Origin of the sequence: Candidatus Litorirhabdus singularis (assembly GCF_026262625.1) — a bacterium.
Taxonomy (GTDB): Bacteria; Pseudomonadota; Gammaproteobacteria; order Pseudomonadales; family Halieaceae; genus Litorirhabdus; species Litorirhabdus singularis.
Genome location: NZ_SHNN01000001.1, coordinates 879,524 through 896,637 on the forward strand (window position 1 = coordinate 879,524; position 17,114 = coordinate 896,637).

The 17,114-nt window shown below is 56.1% G+C and carries 23 protein-coding genes; 12 read left to right on the top strand and 11 right to left on the bottom strand.

What is annotated here, in order from left to right; translation table 11 throughout:
* The first annotated feature begins 93 nt into the window (after positions 1 to 93).
* The 4 genes from radC to mutM all read left to right on the top strand — a co-directional run bounded on the left by radC (position 94) and on the right by mutM (position 2,278).
* Complete coding sequence (gene radC, locus EYC98_RS03970) at positions 94 to 768, top strand: RadC family protein (RefSeq protein ID WP_279244886.1); 675 nt, start codon at positions 94 to 96, stop codon at positions 766 to 768.
* A gap of 179 nt (positions 769 to 947) precedes the next feature.
* Positions 948 to 1,184, top strand: coding sequence for a 50S ribosomal protein L28 (gene rpmB, locus EYC98_RS03975; protein WP_279244006.1), 237 nt, complete (start codon positions 948 to 950; stop codon positions 1,182 to 1,184).
* A gap of 26 nt (positions 1,185 to 1,210) precedes the next feature.
* Positions 1,211 to 1,366, top strand: coding sequence for a 50S ribosomal protein L33 (rpmG, locus tag EYC98_RS03980; RefSeq protein ID WP_279244007.1), 156 nt, complete (start codon positions 1,211 to 1,213; stop codon positions 1,364 to 1,366).
* A gap of 96 nt (positions 1,367 to 1,462) precedes the next feature.
* On the top strand, positions 1,463 to 2,278 hold the full coding sequence (gene mutM / locus EYC98_RS03985) for a bifunctional DNA-formamidopyrimidine glycosylase/DNA-(apurinic or apyrimidinic site) lyase (protein ID WP_279244008.1): 816 nt from the start codon (positions 1,463 to 1,465) through the stop codon (positions 2,276 to 2,278).
* A gap of 13 nt (positions 2,279 to 2,291) precedes the next feature.
* Here the strand turns inward: mutM and coaD are convergent, their stop codons facing one another.
* Both coaD and rsmD read right to left on the bottom strand, forming a co-directional pair.
* On the bottom strand, positions 2,292 to 2,768 hold the full coding sequence (gene coaD / locus EYC98_RS03990; protein WP_279244009.1) for a pantetheine-phosphate adenylyltransferase: 477 nt from the start codon (positions 2,766 to 2,768) through the stop codon (positions 2,292 to 2,294).
* A 37-nt stretch (positions 2,769 to 2,805) separates the two neighbouring features.
* Positions 2,806 to 3,384 (bottom strand): 16S rRNA (guanine(966)-N(2))-methyltransferase RsmD, encoded by a 579-nt coding sequence (gene rsmD, locus EYC98_RS03995; protein WP_279244010.1) that lies wholly within the window; start codon positions 3,382 to 3,384, stop codon positions 2,806 to 2,808.
* Positions 3,385 to 3,437: 53 nt separating this feature from the next.
* Between rsmD and ftsY the strand changes: the two genes are divergently transcribed.
* The 6 genes from ftsY to trmB all read left to right on the top strand — a co-directional run bounded on the left by ftsY (position 3,438) and on the right by trmB (position 8,340).
* Positions 3,438 to 4,655 (top strand): signal recognition particle-docking protein FtsY, encoded by a 1,218-nt coding sequence (gene ftsY / locus EYC98_RS04000; protein WP_279244011.1) that lies wholly within the window; start codon positions 3,438 to 3,440, stop codon positions 4,653 to 4,655.
* On the top strand, positions 4,652 to 5,320 hold the full coding sequence (ftsE, locus tag EYC98_RS04005) for a cell division ATP-binding protein FtsE (protein WP_279244012.1): 669 nt from the start codon (positions 4,652 to 4,654) through the stop codon (positions 5,318 to 5,320). The genes ftsY and ftsE overlap by 4 nt, the downstream gene beginning before the upstream one ends.
* The gene (gene ftsX, locus EYC98_RS04010) at positions 5,317 to 6,300 is read left to right on the top strand and encodes a permease-like cell division protein FtsX (RefSeq protein ID WP_279244013.1); all 984 of its coding nucleotides are present in this window, start codon (positions 5,317 to 5,319) and stop codon (positions 6,298 to 6,300) included. Before ftsE ends, ftsX begins: the two co-directional genes overlap by 4 nt.
* A gap of 113 nt (positions 6,301 to 6,413) precedes the next feature.
* Entirely contained in the window at positions 6,414 to 7,268 is an 855-nt protein-coding gene (rpoH, locus tag EYC98_RS04015; protein WP_279244014.1) for an RNA polymerase sigma factor RpoH, read from the top strand.
* Between the two features lie 11 nt (positions 7,269 to 7,279).
* Positions 7,280 to 7,660 carry a DUF423 domain-containing protein gene (locus EYC98_RS04020; RefSeq protein ID WP_279244015.1) on the top strand — a complete coding sequence of 127 codons (381 nt, stop codon included), beginning with the start codon at positions 7,280 to 7,282 and terminating at the stop codon, positions 7,658 to 7,660.
* Between the two features lie 47 nt (positions 7,661 to 7,707).
* Positions 7,708 to 8,340 carry a tRNA (guanosine(46)-N7)-methyltransferase TrmB gene (trmB, locus tag EYC98_RS04025; protein ID WP_279244016.1) on the top strand — a complete coding sequence of 211 codons (633 nt, stop codon included), beginning with the start codon at positions 7,708 to 7,710 and terminating at the stop codon, positions 8,338 to 8,340.
* A gap of 5 nt (positions 8,341 to 8,345) precedes the next feature.
* Here the strand turns inward: trmB and hemW are convergent, their stop codons facing one another.
* From hemW to EYC98_RS04065, 8 genes are read right to left on the bottom strand one after another with little or no spacing between them, the layout of a single operon-like run.
* Positions 8,346 to 9,494 (bottom strand): radical SAM family heme chaperone HemW, encoded by a 1,149-nt coding sequence (gene hemW / locus EYC98_RS04030; RefSeq protein WP_279244017.1) that lies wholly within the window; start codon positions 9,492 to 9,494, stop codon positions 8,346 to 8,348.
* Entirely contained in the window at positions 9,491 to 10,111 is a 621-nt protein-coding gene (rdgB, locus tag EYC98_RS04035) for an RdgB/HAM1 family non-canonical purine NTP pyrophosphatase (protein ID WP_279244018.1), read from the bottom strand. Before rdgB ends, hemW begins: the two co-directional genes overlap by 4 nt.
* Positions 10,098 to 10,538, bottom strand: coding sequence for a DUF4426 domain-containing protein (locus tag EYC98_RS04040; RefSeq protein ID WP_279244019.1), 441 nt, complete (start codon positions 10,536 to 10,538; stop codon positions 10,098 to 10,100). The genes rdgB and EYC98_RS04040 overlap by 14 nt, the downstream gene beginning before the upstream one ends.
* Entirely contained in the window at positions 10,528 to 11,118 is a 591-nt protein-coding gene (metW, locus tag EYC98_RS04045; RefSeq protein WP_279244020.1) for a methionine biosynthesis protein MetW, read from the bottom strand. The genes EYC98_RS04040 and metW overlap by 11 nt, the downstream gene beginning before the upstream one ends.
* Complete coding sequence (metX, locus tag EYC98_RS04050) at positions 11,118 to 12,260, bottom strand: homoserine O-succinyltransferase MetX (protein WP_279244021.1); 1,143 nt, start codon at positions 12,258 to 12,260, stop codon at positions 11,118 to 11,120. Before metX ends, metW begins: the two co-directional genes overlap by 1 nt.
* Before the next feature lie 2 nt (positions 12,261 to 12,262).
* Complete coding sequence (locus EYC98_RS04055; RefSeq protein WP_279244022.1) at positions 12,263 to 12,850, bottom strand: YggT family protein; 588 nt, start codon at positions 12,848 to 12,850, stop codon at positions 12,263 to 12,265.
* On the bottom strand, positions 12,847 to 13,668 hold the full coding sequence (proC, locus tag EYC98_RS04060) for a pyrroline-5-carboxylate reductase (protein ID WP_279244023.1): 822 nt from the start codon (positions 13,666 to 13,668) through the stop codon (positions 12,847 to 12,849). Before proC ends, EYC98_RS04055 begins: the two co-directional genes overlap by 4 nt.
* Positions 13,669 to 13,727: 59 nt before the next feature.
* Positions 13,728 to 14,420, bottom strand: a complete 693-nt coding sequence (locus EYC98_RS04065) for a YggS family pyridoxal phosphate-dependent enzyme (protein WP_279244024.1) — start codon at positions 14,418 to 14,420, stop codon at positions 13,728 to 13,730.
* Between the two features lie 80 nt (positions 14,421 to 14,500).
* On the opposite strand from EYC98_RS04065, the gene EYC98_RS04070 reads away from it, so the two are divergent.
* Positions 14,501 to 15,535 (top strand): type IV pilus twitching motility protein PilT, encoded by a 1,035-nt coding sequence (locus EYC98_RS04070; RefSeq protein WP_279244025.1) that lies wholly within the window; start codon positions 14,501 to 14,503, stop codon positions 15,533 to 15,535.
* Positions 15,536 to 15,554: 19 nt separating this feature from the next.
* Positions 15,555 to 16,697, top strand: a complete 1,143-nt coding sequence (locus tag EYC98_RS04075; RefSeq protein WP_279244026.1) for a PilT/PilU family type 4a pilus ATPase — start codon at positions 15,555 to 15,557, stop codon at positions 16,695 to 16,697.
* On the opposite strand, the gene ruvX is transcribed toward EYC98_RS04075, so the two are convergent.
* The gene (ruvX, locus tag EYC98_RS04080) at positions 16,694 to 17,098 is read right to left on the bottom strand and encodes a Holliday junction resolvase RuvX (RefSeq protein WP_279244027.1); all 405 of its coding nucleotides are present in this window, start codon (positions 17,096 to 17,098) and stop codon (positions 16,694 to 16,696) included. The genes EYC98_RS04075 and ruvX overlap by 4 nt on opposite strands.
* Positions 17,099 to 17,114: the final 16 nt, after the last annotated feature.

The following is a 17,114-nucleotide window of genomic DNA, read 5'->3' on the forward strand; positions in this document are numbered from 1 at the left end:
CTCGACCAGACCGGAAATTCCACGAATAAGCGGGCACGATACCACTCGCGCACAGGTTTTGACATAAGGCTCACAGACTCAGGGAGGAGCATGATGAGCGTTTCCCAATGGCCCGCCGGTGAAGGCCCGCGGGAGAAGCTTATCCTGCGTGGACCGCAGGCCTTGTCGGACGCAGAGCTGCTGGCGATATTGCTGGGTACCGGCAGCGGCGGTTGCAATGCGGTGGTTCTGGCAGGGAAGCTATTGCAGCGCTTTGGCAGTCTGCATGGCATTATTGCCGCCAGCTCTGACGAGTTGGGTCGCGAAGTCGGAATGGGTCCTGCCAAGTGTGCGCGACTGCAGGCGTCGATAGAGCTGGCGCGGCGACTGGCGCTGGAGGCCTTGCAGCGCGGCGCGGTCATCACCAGCCCGGAGCATACCCGACAATTTCTCAGCTGCCACCTGGCAACGGTGGGCCGTGAGATATTTTGCTGCCTGTTTTTGGACAGCCAACACGCGCTGATTCGCTGCGAGGACCTTTTTCTGGGTACTTTGGATGGCGCCGCGGTATACCCTCGCGAAGTGGTGCGGCGCGCGCTGGAGTTGGGCTGTGCGGCGGTAATTTTCGCGCATAACCACCCCTCGGGGGTGGCAGAGCCCAGCCAGGCTGACCGGCGCATCACCGACCGCCTGCAGGCGGCATTGAATCTGGTAGATATTCGGGTGCTGGATCACGTCATAATCGGCCGTGGGCAGCAGTATTCGTTTGCCGAGGCGGGTCTGTTGTAAGCGTGCTCGGACGCCGCTGGCCAGCCCGGTTTTGGTTTAATACTTGCCTATGGGGGGTCCTTCTGGTATAAAGTCGCGCTCCGTTTAGCGGGCACCCTTAGTAACACTGGGTAACACCAAGGAAAACCGGGTGTCCGGCAATTATTGATTAGATTTCCCAGAGTGGGAGCGAGACCATCATGGCCAGAGTATGTCAGGTAACCGGTAAGCGTCCGGTAACTGGAAATAATGTTTCCCATGCAAAGAACCGCACCAGACGCCGTTTTTTGCCTAACTTACACAACCACCGTTTCTGGGTAGAATCCCAAAAGCGTTTTGTCAGCTTGCGCGTATCCAGCAAGGGTATGCGTATTATTGACAAGAAAGGGATCGAACAGGTTCTTACCGATATTCGTGAACGCGGCGGCAAGGTTTAAGCGGCGCGTCCGCAAGGAGTACTGATATGAGAGAAAAAGTTAAAATGGTGTCGTCTGCGGGAACCGGGCACTACTACACCACTGACAAGAACAAGCGCGCCACCCCCGATAAGCTGGAAATGAAGAAGTATGATCCGGTAGTTCGTAAGCACGTGCTGTATAAAGAGTCCAAGATCAAGTAATGACTGATCTGGATTGCCGAAACCCCGCGCTGCGGGGTTTTTTGTGTCTGCCATCCAGGCATGATCGATCGTTAATAGTGTTGCCAGTCTAAGTCTATGCCCGAGCTCCCAGAAGTCGAAACCACCCGCTGCGGCGTCGCTCCCTACGCTGAAGGCTATCGGGTTGAAAAGGTTGTCGTGCGCGACCGACGTCTGCGCTGGCCGGTGCCAATGGAGCTCGACACCCAGTTGCCCGGCTCTACCATCGGAGAGATTCAGCGGCGCGGCAAATACCTGCTGTTTGCTACCGATACTGGCACCTTGATTGTGCACCTGGGCATGTCGGGCTCGCTGCGGGTGTTGACTGAAGCGCAGCAGCCCGCCCGTCATGACCACGTGGATATCGTGCTGTCGAATAACTGTTTGTTGCGCTATAACGACCCGCGGCGCTTTGGTTGTATGTTGTGGACGCTGGGCGATCCCTCAGAGCACTCGTTATTGAGTCATCTGGGTCCGGAGCCTTTGTTGGAGGATTTCACCGCCAACTACCTCCACCAGCGCTCCCGTGGCCGCAAAGCTTCGATAAAGACCTTCATCATGGATAGTCAGGTGGTGGTGGGCGTTGGCAATATCTATGCCAATGAAGCGCTCTACCGCGCCGGGATAAGTCCACTGCGGGCAGCCGGGCGAATATCGCTGCAAAGGTATGAGTTATTGGTTGCGGCGATTAAAAGTGTGTTGGGGTCGGCCATCAAGCAAGGCGGCACGACCCTGCGGGATTTCGTTGGCGGCGATGGCCAGCCAGGCTATTTCAAACAGCAGCTGGCAGTTTATGATCGCGGCGGACAGCCCTGCCGCAGCTGCGGCCGCGAGTTGCGCGAAGTTAGGCTGGGGCAGCGCTCTACGGTGTATTGCACGGTATGCCAGCGTTGAGCGCAGGGGCTCGCTAGCTGAATTTTACAGTAAGCGCGGTGTGCACCGGGGTCGGTACAAAGTGTGTAATATCACCACCCATTGATGCTATTTCACGTACCAACGACGACGATATATAGGAAAGGTCGACGGAGGGCGTCAAAAACACCGACTCGAATTCCGGATACATGGCGCGATTCATATTCGCGAGTTGAAACTCGTACTCAAAGTCCGTAACCGTTCTCAGGCCTCTTAACACGCAACGCGCATCGTGGCTTTTGGCAAAATCTGTCAGCAGATTGCTGAACCCGCAGACTTCAATATTATTGAGGTGCGACAGCGATTGTTCACACAGATCGATACGATCGTCTAGCGTGAACAATGGGGTCTTCTTCTCGCTGTAGGCTATGGCAACTACAACCTGGTCAAACATTTTTGCCGCCCGCTCCACCAGATCGACATGGCCATTGGTGATTGGGTCGAAGGTGCCGGGGTAGATGATTTTGTTCATAGTGGATCTCGTGTGATTTTGGGGCATGCTAAACAAATTACGAGTCGCGCACAAACAGCTGGTAACGGACCTCGCCTGCTTGCTTATCTCGGCGTTGCCGCCAATTTTCAGGCACTACTGGCGCGGGCTCCCTGCGTCCCGACTCCACATAAATACTGGCATGGGGGCTCAACCATAAGGTTGACTCCAGCGCCGTGCAGGTGGGGGTCAAGAGGTTTTTTGCAAACGGCGGGTCGAGGAACACGATATCGAAAGGCTGGGGCGGTGGATGCCGCAGGAACGCCTCTGCGGTCAGTGTTTGACAATTTGCACTGGAACATTCGAGGGTGGTGAGGTGTTCAGTGATAGCGCGGCAATTGGCCCGCGCACTATCGACAAAGGTGCAACTGGCGGCGCCGCGTGACAACGCTTCCAGCCCCAGCGCTCCGCTGCCGGCGAATAAGTCCAGGCATCGGGCATCTCTAATATCTGTAGCGAGCCAATTGAACAGGGTCTCACGAACCCGGTCCGGTGTTGGTCGCAGGCCCTCTGCGTCAGGAAATGCCAGCTTGCGGCCGCGCCACTGACCGCCAATAATTCGTAGTGTGCGTTGTTGTGTCTGCTTGCTGGCGGCCATTACCGTGCGTAACCCATAGGTGGTAGGATACGCCCTTTTAACGTGTTCCCAACATGAAATTTTTTCGTCGCAAGAAAACCGTCGCTGCTAATGCGGAAGTTACCGATGAGGTATCCACGCCGCCCTCGGCTGAGGTGGATGCGGCCGCGGCTGAGACTGTGCCAGATGCGCAGGCGTTGCCTGAAACACGTGTCGCGGCGGAACCTGTTGCTGTGTCTGCCCATGAGCCTAGTCCCGACGTTGAGCCAGAATCCAAGCCTGAACTCGCAGCAGAATTAGCACCAGCGTCAGAACTGGCAGCAGCCCAAGAACCAGCGCTAGAGCCAGAGCCCAAGGCGGGCAGCGGTATGTTCGCGCGTTTGAAGCGGGGCCTGAGTCGCACTAGCGATCAGCTCAGCAGCGGCCTGGGTAATCTGTTTCTTGGCCGCAAAGAAATTGATGCGGACTTGTTGGAAGACCTCGAATCCGAATTGTTGATGGCAGATGTGGGTATGGAGGCGACCGTGGAAATTGTCGGTCGTTTAGCTGAGCGAGTGTCGCGTAAAGAGTTGGCCGATGCCGGCGCGCTTTACCGAAGCTTGCAGGATGAGCTGGCCAGTTTGCTGCATGCCGTGGAACAGCCGCTGATAATTGATACCAGCAAAAAGCCTTATGTGATTTTAATGGTGGGCGTGAATGGGGTTGGCAAAACCACCACCATTGGCAAATTGGCACGCAGCTTTCAAAGCCAGGGCTTGTCGGTCATGCTCGCTGCCGGTGATACCTTTCGCGCAGCGGCCGTTGAGCAACTGCAGGTGTGGGGTGAACGCAATCAGGTGCCGGTAGTGGCCCAGCACACGGGTGCCGACAGTGCTTCGGTCATTTTTGATGCGGTGCAGTCAGCACAGGCCCGTAATGTCGATGTACTGATTGCCGACACTGCCGGTCGTATGCACAACAAAGACAATTTGATGGACGAGCTGAAAAAGGTGGTAAGAGTCATCGGCAAGCTCGATGACACCGCCCCCCACGAGGTGATGCTGGTGCTTGATGCAGGCACCGGCCAGAATGCACTGGCCCAGGCCGAACACTTTGGTAAGGCCGTAGGCGTCAGTGGAATAACCCTGTCAAAGCTCGACGGGACCGCCAAAGGCGGTATTATTTTTGCTATCGCCCGCAAATTGGCGCTGCCGATACGCTTTATTGGCGTGGGCGAAGCAGTCGAAGATTTGCGACCCTTTGTTGCGGCTGAATTTGTCAGCGCCATCTTCCCGGAAAGCGAACAGCAATGATTACCTTTGACCGGGTCTCCAAGCGTTACCCGGAGGGGCACGATGCCTTGCGTGAAGTCAGTTTTCACGTCGAGAGGAATGAGATGGTTTTCCTGACCGGTCATAGCGGTGCCGGTAAAAGTACCTTGCTGAAGCTGATTATGCTGATGGAGCGTCCCAGTCGTGGTCAGGTACTGATTAACGACCAGAATTTGAAGGATGTATCACGCCGTAAAATCCCGCATCTGCGCCGGCAGATAGGCGTGGTATTTCAGAATCACCAATTGCTGTTCGATCGCTCTATTTTCGCCAACGTTGCCTTGCCTTTGGAAATTGCTGGCTACCAGCATCGAGAAATTGGGCGCCGGGTGCGCGCGGCGCTGGATAAAGTTGGCTTGCTGGAACGGGAAGGGGACTTGCCTGTGACCCTCTCCGGGGGAGAACAACAGCGGGTAGGTATCGCCCGCGCCGTCGTCAACAAACCTCAGGTCCTGCTGGCCGATGAGCCCACCGGTAATCTTGATCCGGCGCTGTCATCTGAAATTATGCACCTGTTTGAGGCTTTCAATCAGGTTGGGGTGACGGTACTGGTCGCCAGTCATGATCTGTCCCTAATCTCGAGAATGCAGCATCGCATCATGACCCTGCGCGGCGGTAATCTGATCGTGGGGGCGTCAGAACCGTGAAACGCCGGCAAACGGCAGAGCGCCGCGATGGTGCCAGCCAGAGTCGTACCGCATGGCATGCGGTGCTGCGCTCCTGGGTATTGCATCACCAGTTATCTGCCACCGATAGTCTGCACCGCTTGCTAGGGAACCCGGTATCGAGCCTGATGACCTGGTTTGTTATTGGTATTGCTCTGGCGATGCCGGTCGGTATGTTCGTGGCACTGGAGAATGTGCGCAGTGTCAGTGCCGATTGGGACAGCCCGGCCCAGGTATCTTTGTTCCTGCGGCCGGAAATTACGCTGGAAGCGGCGCAGCTGCTGGAACAGTCGCTGTTACAACGGCCTGATGTAGGCGCTACCAGGCTCATTACCCGGCAGGCAGCGCTTGAAGAGTTTCAACAATTAAGCGGCTTTGGTGATGTATTGGCCAACCTGGACGATAATCCGCTGCCTAATCTGGTGGTGGTCAGCCCTCCGGACGGTGGCCTCGATGGGGCGGCTGCCGAGGCCATGTTAGCGGGGCTGCAAGCGCTGCCCGAAGTAGAGAATGCCATTTTGGACATGGAGTGGGTGCAACGACTCAATTCGCTGATGCAGCTGAGCCGACGTTTGGTCGTGTCTTTGGGTGCGCTGTTGTCCTTGGGCGTGTTACTGGTGATCGGTAATACTATCCGGTTGGCCATCGAAAACCGCCGTCAGGAGATTGTTATCGTCAAACTGGTGGGCGGCAGTGACCCCTTTGTACGACGTCCGTTTTTGTACACTGGTATTTGGTATGGGTTTGGTGGAGCTCTGGCGTCCTGGCTAATTATTGCGGTTACGCTGGGCTGGCTGCGTGGGCCGCTGTCCTCACTGGCAGTGCTCTATCAAAGTGAATTCAGGCTGCAGGGTTTGGGTATGGAAGGCGGGTTGGCGCTGCTGTTGCTAGGTGGCAGCCTCGGCCTACTGGGCTCCTGGCTTGCAGTGGCGCGGCATTTGAGAGCGATAGAGCCAGACTAAGGCACTGATAAGTATAGATTTTTAGGATTTCTCCAAACCGGAATGGAACTATTCTGTGATTAGCACTCTAATTAGAAGAGTGCTAGAATTGCTGTCCACAAGGGGAGATGAATATGACTACGAGTTTACAGCCTGTCGATCAACTGGTACCCGGCGCCAATCTGGCGGCGTATGTGCAGTCGGTCAGCAGTATCCCGCTGCTCACCCCCGAGCAAGAGCGAGAGCTGGCAGAAGACTTGTACTATAACGGCAATCTTGAGGCAGCGCGGCAGCTGGTTATGTCACATCTGCGTTTCGTGGTGCATATCGCCAGAAGCTATAGCGGCTATGGGCTGGCTGAAGCCGACCTGATCCAGGAAGGTAACGTTGGCTTGATGAAGGCGGTCAAGCGCTTTGATCCCGAGCACGGTGTGCGTCTGGTGTCGTTTGCTGTGCATTGGATCAAGGCTGAGATGCACGAATATATTCTGCGTAACTGGCGCATTGTGAAAGTGGCTACCACCAAGGCTCAGCGTAAGTTGTTTTTCAATCTGCGCGGCAAAAAGAGCCGTTTGGGTTGGCTGTCGCAGAGCGAAGCGGAAGCCGTAGCCGCTGATCTTGGCGTGAATGTTCAGGAAGTGCAGCGCATGGAAGGCCGCTTGAGTGCTCATGATCTGACCTATGATGGCCCCGCCGACAGCGATGACGAAGATGCCTGGCAGGCGCCAGCCAATTATCTTGAGGATCAGCGTCTTGATCCGGCCACTCTGTTGGAAAATGCCGACTGGCAGCAAGACAGCGAAAGCCGCTTGCATGCCGCGCTGGCAGAGCTGGATGAGCGCAGCAAGGATATTCTGGCGCAGCGCTGGCTGACGGAAAAAAAGTCCACATTGCATGAGCTGGCAGCTAAGTACGAAGTGAGTGCTGAGCGTATCCGGCAGCTTGAACAAAGTGCAATGAAGAAACTCAGGACGTTTATCGAGGCCTGAGGAAGCTTCCCTTGGGACGATTATTCATTATGCTCGCTGCCAGCAGTGGATTACTGGCAGTGGCGTTTGGTGCCTTCGGCGCCCATGCCCTGAAAGGGCGTCTGGATAACTATGCGCTGGGTGTCTACCAGACCGCTGTTGATTACCATATTACTCATAGTTTGGCCTTACTGGCCGTTGGTTTGATGTGTCTGTGGTACCCGCAGGCGAGCTTGTTGCGCCTCAGTGGTATAGCCTTTGCTGTGGGCATTCTGATATTTTCCGGCACGCTTTATGTGTTGGCTCTGAGCGGCCTCAAATGGCTGGGAGCGGTGACCCCTTTGGGCGGACTCGCCTTAATGTTGGGCTGGGGCGCGCTGGCTGTAGCGGCTTGGCGTTTGCCCGCACAGTGAGCGAAAAACACCGTCCTATTCGAAGCTTTGTCCTGCGCGGAGGTCGTATGACAGCCGCCCAGCAGCGCGCTCTCGATGACAATTGGGGCCGCTGGGGTTTGGAGGCAGCTGCGGGTCAGCTGGCGCCGGAGCAGGCTTTCGGTCGCAGCGCACCACTGGTACTGGAAATTGGCTTCGGTATGGGCCTATCCCTGCTGGAGCAGGCCGCGAGCCAGCCCCAAACCAATTATGTTGGCATCGAGGTGCACCCGCCGGGTGTCGGTAAATTGATGCAGGAAATGGTCGCTGCCGGTGTCGACAATATTCGCGTCTATCGCGACGATGCTGTGGTCATACTCAGGGAGTGCATCGCTGATCAGTCTCTGGATGGTGTGCAGATTTTCTTTCCGGATCCGTGGCACAAAAAGCGTCATCATAAGCGACGCCTGATTCAGCCCGATTTCATTGCTATGCTGCGGGACAAGTTGGTACCGGGAGGGTTTCTTCACGTGGCCACTGACTGGGAAAACTACGCGGAGTATGCGTTGGAAGTGTTGTCAGCTGATCCGGTGCTGGAAAATACGGCTGCCGATGGCACCTATATAGAACGTCCGCGCGAGCGTCCACTGACCAAGTTTGAAGCCCGCGGGGAGCGGCTTGGGCATGGGGTTTGGGATTTGATGTTTCGCGTTCCCGACTAAGCGGGTTACTCAAAGAACTCGCCGACCACCGTATCCAGAAAACGCATGCCGAGCCGAGTTGTTCGCAAATAGCCGCCCTCTTTTTCCAATAATTCCCGACGCAGCAGGTCATCTATGCGCGGCTGCAGCTGTTGAATGTCCTGACCGGTGCGCGGGCCGAAGTCAGCCAGTGCAAACCCGTGTATCAGACGCAGATTATTGAGCATGAATTCGGCGCCTAAATCGGCGCGATCAAGTTGGCGCCGTTGCGCTTGGAAGTTGTCACTGCAACGCAGGTAATCGGCCGGCGCCCGGGTGCGTGAATAGCGGGTGACCGTTTGCTGATCGAGATCGGTAAGTTTGGCATGCGCCCCCGCGCCGATGCCCAGATAGTCACCGAAACCCCAGTAATTCATATTGTGACGACTATAGCTGCCGTCGCGTGCGTAGGCCGAGACCTCGTAATGTTGATAGCCGGCGTTTGCCAGGCGGTCTTCACCGGCATCCTGGATATCTGCCAGCGCTTCTTCCTCCGGCAATAATGGTGGGTGGCTGTAAAACCTGGTGTTGGGTTCTATGGTCAGTTGATACCAGGACAGGTGATCGGGGTTGAGACCAATCGCAGTGTCCAGGTCCGCGAGCGCGCTGTCCGCATCTTGATCCGGCAGACCGTGCATCAGGTCCAGATTGATGCGGTTTATCCCCGCTTGGCGCGCCAGCCCGACGGCAGCCAATGCCTGTTGGCTGTCGTGTACTCTACCCAGAGTCTGCAGGTGCGCATTATTGAAGCTCTGCACGCCAATGGAGAGGCGGTTGATACCGGCCTCGGCAAAGCCTGCGAATTTCTCCGCCTCGGCGGAGCCGGGATTAGCCTCAAGCGTAATCTCGATGTCTTCAGACCAGGCGACTCGGTCAGCGACACCCTTGAGCAGCTCCGCGATAGCAGTCGCACTGAACAAGCTGGGGGTACCGCCGCCGAAGAAGATCGATGTTAGCGGGCGACTCTGTACCAGAGGCAGGTCCTGCTCAAGGTCATGCAGTAGCTGCTGGACATAGTCTGCCTCGGGAATCGCGCTGGCCGACTCATGCGAATTGAAATCACAGTAGGGGCATTTACGGATGCACCAGGGAATATGGATATAGAGGCTAAGGGGCGGCAGCTGCAGTGCCGTCACGTATACTCCCGGTGTAGCTCTGCCAGCAGCAATTGCATGGCCTTACCACGGTGGCTGAGCTGATTTTTGAGCGCTCTGGGCAACTCCGCACTGGTGCAGCCTTGCTCATCGAGAAAAAACAGCGGGTCGTAACCGAAGCCCTGCTCACCGCTGGGTTGTTCAATAATGCGACCTTCCCAGCTGCCTTCGCAGATGATCGGTTGAGGGTCCTGCCAGTGACGCACGTAAACCAGTACGCAGCGGAAGCGCGCGCTGCGTTGTGAGTCTGGCAGCCCCGCCAGCGCCTCCAGTAATTTAAAATTGTTGTCTTTATCCGTGGCAGATTCACCGGCATAGCGTGCCGAGAAAATACCAGGGGCACCGTCAAGGGCGTCAACCTCCAGACCTGAATCATCGGCAATGGCCGGTAAGCCGGTGTGATGGGCGGCATTGTGGGCTTTCAGCAGTGCATTGCCGACAAAACTGTCCTCCGTTTCCGCGGCCTCCGGGGTGTCGAATACTGATTGCGGCAAGACTTCGCACTGCCACTGCGTTAGTAGCTCGGCAAATTCCTTGAGCTTACCCTTGTTGCCGCTGGCTAAGACGATTTTCGCCGGGGCGGGGCTATTGCTCTTCATAGACTTTTTGCTGAAACCGAAATTCGTAAGAGCGGGTGGCGCCCTCCGGCGCAAAGGTCACTTCAAAAAAGCGCAGTTCTTCGTCGCTGAACTTGAACTGTCCAATGTAATAAATTGCGTCGCCTTCACGCACTTCGCTGAATTCAAAAAACTGGTTCTGGAACAGGTCCCAGGTACGACCTTCCAGTTTGGCGCTGCGTGCACGCGTCGTGCCATCATCCAGGTGCTCGCGTATAGCCAGATTGAGAATGGCACGCTCCTCACCGCGAACGATTTGATACTGGCTGGCTACCTTGGGCTCCAGAAACGTACTGTTGACCACGGTGTAATGCAGTTCGTAAGGACCGAAGCGCTCAGACTGTTGTGCCTGTAGCGGTAGGTTGACGGCTAAAACCAGCAGGCCCGTCAGCAGTAGCTTAACGCGCAATATGGTAGATCGCGGTGCTGGCAAACAAGTTGGGCCAGCGGTCGGCCGCCCACTGCGCGCCCGACTGTTGCGTGACCATGTCGCGTTGGAGAATGCGTATACCTTTTTCAGAGCAGAGAAGTTCAAAGTCCTGGACCGTGCAGAAGTGAATATTGGGGGTATCGTACCAGTTGTGGGGCATAAACTTCGATACCGGCATGCGACCGTGGGAGGCCAGATACCAGCGGCAGCTCCAGTGGCCGAAATTGGGGAAAGTGACTATGCACTGCTGACCAATACGCAGCATCTCATCGATGACCAAGTCAGGGTAATGTAGCACTTGCAGCGCATGGGCCATAACCACCGTATCAAAACTGTGGTCCGGAAAGTTGGACAAACCGCGGTCCATGTCCTGCTCAATGATATTCAGACCGCGCGCGATAGCGTCGCTGATATTGTCGTGGTCGATCTCCAGACCGACACCGATGACGTTGCGCTCTTGCTGCAACTGAGAGAGAAACTCGCCATCGCCGCAGCCAAGGTCCAATACTCTGGACCCGGGTTCTATCCATTGTTTTATATGATTCAGGTCGAGGCGCATTACTGAGCTCCCACCCGCTTCATATAGGCGTGGAATACATCGAGGTAGCGCGGAATAGGCAACAGAAAGGCGTCGTGGCCCTGATCAGCTTCAATGTTTGAATAGGTCACCGGCTTGCCTGCCGCCAACAGGGCGTCGACGATTTCACGTGAACGTTCTGGTGAAAAGCGCCAGTCGCTGCTGAAGGAAATCACCAGGAAACTGGCCTGGCAATCGGCGAATGCACGCGCCGGGTCGTCACCGTAGTCACGCGCCAGATCGAACCAGTCCAGCGCGCGGGTCATTAAAATATAGGTGTTGGCATCAAAACTATGGGAGAACGCATTGCCCTGATGGCGCAGGTAGCTCTCTACCTGGAACTCGACCTCACCGCTGGCATTGTCGCTAAAATCGCCAGATCGCAGGTCGCGCCCAAATTTGTCGGCCATGGCGTCGTCAGATAGATAGGTGATGTGCCCGACCATACGGGCGATCGCCAAGCCCTGGCTGGGTATAGTCTTGTGTTGCAGGTAATGACCCTCGTAGAAATCCGGGTCGGAGGTTATTGCCTGCCGTGCGATTTCGTTAAAGGCGATGTTCTGTGCGCTAAGCTTGAGTGCGGCTGCAATGACTATGCAGTGCGCTACGCGCTGCGGGTAAAGCAGCGACCAGCGCATGGCCTGCATTCCTCCCAGGCTGCCTCCTATCACGGCGGCCCAACATTCAATGCCAAGCCGGTCGGCCAACAGTGCCTGACTGTTGACCCAATCACGGGCGCGCATCGGCGGGAAATCGGGGCCGTATTCATTGCCGGTCTCCGGATTGATACTGCGCGGGCCGGTAGACCCATGGCAACCGCCCAGATTATTCAGGCTGACAACAAAGAAGCGATCGGTATCGATTGGTTTACCTGGCCCGATGCAGGCATCCCACCAGCCGGGTTTGTCGTCCTCTTCGCTGTGGTAGCCAGCGGCGTGATGATGCCCGCTGAGCGCGTGACAAATCAGTATGGCATTGCTGGCAGCGGCATTGAGCGTGCCATATGACTCATAGACCAGCTCAAACTCGGGCAGGCGGCGACCGCAGGCGAGCATGAGTCCTTCGCTGAAGTGCTCGCGCTGTGGCGTGACCACGCCAATACTAGCCTCTGCGGTGTCCGCCAACGTTAGAGTCCAATAGCCAGTGCGGGATGCAGGCCGACGCTATAAGCCACGTTGCGTAATACTATCTGCAGTATGTTGATGAGGATGAATACCGCGATCGGAGAAAAATCCAGTCCGCCCATGGGGGGTATCAGGCGTCGCACCGGCGCCATGACAGGTTCGGTGATTTGATGCAGCAGCGATACCAGCGGATGCTGTGATCCAGGTGCGACCCAGCTGACAATGATCATGCCAAGCAGGGCGAAAAAGTAGAACTGCACCAGCAAGGCGGCAATCGCAACCAGAGCCCAGAGCAGTATCAGCAGCGGATTGGGCCAGCCAGCGCCAAGCAGCATCAGCATGGCCGCCATGCCTGTGACCTGCACTAATATCAGCAGCACCAGACTGGCCGTGTCGAGACCGGCCACGCTGGGGAAGATCTTGCGCAGCGGCAGGATCATTGGGTTGGTGACTTTAACTAAAAACTGGCATATGGGATTGTAAAAATCCGCGCGCACCGCCTGCAGCAGGAATCGCAGCAGCGCTGCAAATAGCAGCAGGGTCAGTACCGTCTGGATCAGATAGATAGCTATTTCGTTCGCGGCATTCATGATTCTTCACGTCCCATTTCAATAGAGCGATTCAGTGCGGCCTGCATAGCGCTGGCAACGACGCCGCGCAGGTCGGATTCGGCAAAACTGTCAAGTGCCGCAGCCGTGGTGCCTCCGGGGCTGGTTACCCGACGCCTTAGTTCATCCAGTTCCACGTCACCTTCGGCGGCCATGCGTGCTGCGCCTAAAGCAGTTTGAACGGTAAGTGCTCGACTTAACTCTGGCTTCAGCCCCATGCTGGTCCCGGCTGCCGTCATGGCTTCCATAAACAGGAAGAAGTAGGCGGGCCCGCTGCCGGACAGCGCTGTTACCGCATCCAGCAAGTTCTCATCCCTGACCCAGTGAGCGTCACCCACTGCGCTGAGTATTGTCTCGGCGTGGTTTCTCTGCGGCTGGCTGGTGTGTTCGTTGGCGAACATAGCGGTAGCTCCGCACTGTAGCAGGGCTGGGGTATTGGGCATACACCTGACGATTGCCGCAGTCATGCCCAGCTGTTGCTGCAAGGCGCTGACGGTAATGCCGGCAGCAATAGAGATCACTACGGGGTTGTGCTGTTGCAGGCTAGGCGCTAGCGCTCGCGTCACCGCTGGCATGATTTGCGGTTTGACGGCCAGAATGACCACGTTGGCATCGGCTACCGCCGTCGCGTTGTCGGCGCTGGTGCTTACCCCGTAGGTTTCGCTTAAACGCTGCAGGGCTTCGGGGTAGGGATCGCTGGCGCAGAGATTGCCAGCAGGCATGCCCTGGTTGAGCAGGCCGCCAATGATGCTGCTGGCCATGTTTCCGGCGCCGATAAAAGCGATCTTGAGGTCATTCACTGATGCTATCCCACTTCATTTGAGAGCGTGCAGAGTATACACGCCGTGAGGTGCAGGTTTCATCCTATACGCGGCCCAAATATATCAGTGCCAATGCGCACGATGGTGGCTCCCTCGAAGATGGCTGCCTCTAGATCCGCTGACATGCCCATAGAAAGCGTATCCAGTTGCGGATGTTGCCGTTGCAGAATTTCGAACTCGCGGCGCAGGTCGGCGAACGGCTGGCGTTGTTGCGCACCTGTCAGGCCGCTGCGGGGTATCGCCATCAAACCCCTGAGCTGTAGCCGCGGCAGTGCTGCTACTGTTGCAGCGAGTTCGGCTAATTCCTCGACCGCAACGCCGGCCTTGCTGTCTTCGCCGCTGATATTGACCTGCAGGCATACTTGCAGAGGTGGCAGCTGCGGTGGTCGTTGTTCACTGAGCCGGCGGGCGATTTTTGCGCGGTCGACGCTGTGCACCCAGCTGAAATTCTCTGCTACCGCGCGGGTCTTGTTGGATTGCAGCGGCCCGATAAAGTGCCAGCACAGCGGCAGGTCCGCCAGCGCCTCGATTTTCTGCAGAGCATCCTGCAGGTAGTTTTCACCAAAATCCCGGGCACCCGCCTGCCAGGCTTCGCGAACCGCCGCCGCGGGCTGTGTTTTGGATACGGCTAAAAGCGTGATTTCTGCGGCATCGCGGTCACATTTTTGGGCAGAGGCGCGTATTCTGGCGCTAACCTTTGCTATATTCTGTTGGTAGGATGTGGAATTCATAACAAAGCGCCAGATAGTGGTGCACGCCATTATACGCAAAGACACAGGTCAGATGTCGCGCAGGCGTAAACGGGGAAATTATGGACATTACTGAATTACTGGCTTTTAGTGCCAAGCAGGGCGCTTCTGACTTGCACCTGTCGGCGGGCTTGCCGCCCATGATCAGAGTGGACGGTGATGTGCGCCGGATTAACTTGCCACCCATGAGTCACAAAGAAGTTCACGATCTTATTTACGAGATCATGAATGATAAGCAACGCAAAGATTTTGAGGAATTTCTGGAGACGGACTTTTCTTTTGAAGTGCCCGGGATTGCCCGTTTCCGGGTTAACGCTTTCAATCACAACCGTGGCGCAGGCGGTGTATTTCGTACTATTCCCTCCAAAGTGCTATCGATGGAAGACCTTGGCATGGGGCAGGTATTCAGAGACATTTCGATGATGCCACGAGGCCTGGTGCTGGTAACCGGACCCACGGGTTCAGGTAAGTCGACGACTCTGGCGGCGATGGTTGATTTTATTAATGATCATAAGTACGAGCATATTCTCACTGTTGAAGATCCGATCGAATTTGTTCACGAAAGCAAGAAGTGTCTGGTTAACCAGCGTGAGGTCCACCGCGATACGCTGGGCTTTGCTGAAGCATTGCGATCGGCACTGCGAGAAGACCCCGATATTATTCTGGTGGGTGAGATGCGTGACCTTGAAACCATCCGCCTGGCGCTGACCGCGGCTGAAACGGGTCACTTGGTATTCGGCACTTTGCACACGACCTCCGCGGCCAAGACTATCGACCGGGTTGTCGACGTATTTCCCGCCGCTGAAAAAGCTATGGTTCGCTCTATGCTTTCAGAATCCTTGCAGGCTGTGGTCTCACAGACGCTGCTCAAGCGAGTCGGCGGTGGTAGGATCGCTGCCCATGAGATCATGCGCGGCACGCCGGCAATCAGGAACCTGATTCGAGAAGACAAAATTGCGCAGATGTATTCAGCGATTCAGACCGGCGGCTCTATCGGGATGCAGACACTTGACCAATGTTTGGAGAATTTGCTTGAAAAGCGTGTGATAACCCGTGAGGGTGCCAGGGAAAAAGCCAAGATCCCAGAAAACTTCTAAGCCAGGAGCGCCACAATCCATGGAGGTCGAAAAACTACTGAAGTATATGGTCGACCGAGAGGCTTCTGACGCCTTTATCACCGTCGGCGTGCCGCCGAGCCTGAAGATTAATGGTGAACTGAAAGCCGTATCGGAAAGCGCGTTAAGTGAAGCGCAAGCACGTGCCGCCGTGATATCGGTTATGACTGCCGCGCAGCGAGCAGAATTTGATACTCACCACGAATGCAATTTTGCTCTGCAGCTCGATGGCATCGGGCGTTTTCGCGCGAGTGCGTTCTACCAGCGTAACCAGTGTGGCATGGTTTTACGCCGTATTCAGGAGCAAATCCCAACCTTTAGTGAACTTGACCTGCCCCCGGTAATGCTTGATCTGGCGATGGCGAAGCGCGGACTGGTCATTTTTGTCGGCGCCACCGGAACCGGTAAGTCCACTTCGCTGGCTGCCATGATTGGGCATCGAAATCTGCATGGCAGTGGTCATATCGTTACGATTGAAGACCCGATTGAGTTTGTGCACCGACACCGCGGCTGCATTGTGACCCAGCGTGAAGTCGGTATCGATACCGACAGCTTTGATGTGGCGCTCAAGAATACCCTGCGTCAGGCCCCCGATGTGATTATGATTGGAGAAGTGCGCAGTCGCGAGACCATGGAAAAGGCGATTACCTTTGCCGAGACCGGGCACCTGTGCCTATGCACCTTGCACGCTAACAATGCTAACCAGGCACTGGATAGAATCCAGCACTTTTTCCCGACCGATCGTCAGCAGCAGGTGTGGATGGACTTGAGCCTGAATTTACGCGGTATTGTGGCGCAGCAGCTGATTCCCAAGCGCGATGGCAGCGGCCGTGCGGCGATTATTGAAGTGATGCTGAATTCGCCCCTGATGTCTGAACGGATTCGCAAGGGCGAAGTGCACCTGATGAAAGAGCTGATGGCCAAGTCTAAAGAGGCCGGTATGCAGACCTTTGATCAGGCGCTTTTTGTGGCGGTCAAAGCCGGCAAAATCTCAGCCGAGGATGCGCTGTTGTACGCGGATTCCGCCAATGAGCTGCGTTTGATGATGAAGCTGGATGGCAGTGATCCGCAGTTATCCAGCGACGCGCCAAATCTGACTTTTGACGATAGCGGTCTTGGTACTCGGAAGAATCTTTTTACTTAGCCTGCAGCTTCGTTTAGCCAGGTTTCGAGTATCAGGGCGGCAGCCATAGCGTCTGCGGGGCTCGCCTTGTAGTCCCCGCGATGGCCCATTTCGCGCAAGCGCTGTTTGGCATCAAAGCTGCTAAGGCGTTCGTCCACCAGAGCCACCGGAATATCGAAGCGACCGTGCAAACGGTTCGAGAATTTCCTGGCGCGGGTACACAGCTCGCTCTCGCTTCCATCCATGTTCAAGGGCAAGCCTATCAATAGTAGCTGCGGCTGCCACTGTGACAGTAACTCGCCAGTCTGCTCCCAGTTAGGTATGCCATCACGCGCCTTGAGAGTGGTCAGCGGTTGCGCTGTTGCCGTCACCCGATTACCGATGGCCACTCCTATGTGCACCAGCCCATAGTCAAAAGCCATAATTGATTCCGGCGAG

Bases quoted from the DNA above. Each gene is read 5' to 3' on its own strand.
- radC (WP_279244886.1), top strand. From the start codon at position 94: ATGAGCGTTTCCCAATGGCCCGCCGGTGAAGGCCCGCGGGAGAAGCTT.
- rpmB (WP_279244006.1), top strand. From the start codon at position 948: ATGGCCAGAGTATGTCAGGTAACCGGTAAGCGTCCGGTAACTGGAAAT.
- rpmG (WP_279244007.1), top strand. From the start codon at position 1,211: ATGAGAGAAAAAGTTAAAATGGTGTCGTCTGCGGGAACCGGGCACTAC.
- mutM (WP_279244008.1), top strand. From the start codon at position 1,463: ATGCCCGAGCTCCCAGAAGTCGAAACCACCCGCTGCGGCGTCGCTCCC.
- coaD (WP_279244009.1), bottom strand. From the start codon at position 2,768: ATGAACAAAATCATCTACCCCGGCACCTTCGACCCAATCACCAATGGC.
- rsmD (WP_279244010.1), bottom strand. From the start codon at position 3,384: ATGGCCGCCAGCAAGCAGACACAACAACGCACACTACGAATTATTGGC.
- ftsY (WP_279244011.1), top strand. From the start codon at position 3,438: ATGAAATTTTTTCGTCGCAAGAAAACCGTCGCTGCTAATGCGGAAGTT.
- ftsE (WP_279244012.1), top strand. From the start codon at position 4,652: ATGATTACCTTTGACCGGGTCTCCAAGCGTTACCCGGAGGGGCACGAT.
- rpoH (WP_279244014.1), top strand. From the start codon at position 6,414: ATGACTACGAGTTTACAGCCTGTCGATCAACTGGTACCCGGCGCCAAT.
- trmB (WP_279244016.1), top strand. From the start codon at position 7,708: ATGACAGCCGCCCAGCAGCGCGCTCTCGATGACAATTGGGGCCGCTGG.
- rdgB (WP_279244018.1), bottom strand. From the start codon at position 10,111: ATGAAGAGCAATAGCCCCGCCCCGGCGAAAATCGTCTTAGCCAGCGGC.
- metW (WP_279244020.1), bottom strand. From the start codon at position 11,118: ATGCGCCTCGACCTGAATCATATAAAACAATGGATAGAACCCGGGTCC.
- EYC98_RS04055 (WP_279244022.1), bottom strand. From the start codon at position 12,850: ATGAATGCCGCGAACGAAATAGCTATCTATCTGATCCAGACGGTACTG.
- EYC98_RS04065 (WP_279244024.1), bottom strand. From the start codon at position 14,420: ATGAATTCCACATCCTACCAACAGAATATAGCAAAGGTTAGCGCCAGA.
- EYC98_RS04070 (WP_279244025.1), top strand. From the start codon at position 14,501: ATGGACATTACTGAATTACTGGCTTTTAGTGCCAAGCAGGGCGCTTCT.
- EYC98_RS04075 (WP_279244026.1), top strand. From the start codon at position 15,555: ATGGAGGTCGAAAAACTACTGAAGTATATGGTCGACCGAGAGGCTTCT.
- ruvX (WP_279244027.1), bottom strand. From the start codon at position 17,098: ATGGCTTTTGACTATGGGCTGGTGCACATAGGAGTGGCCATCGGTAAT.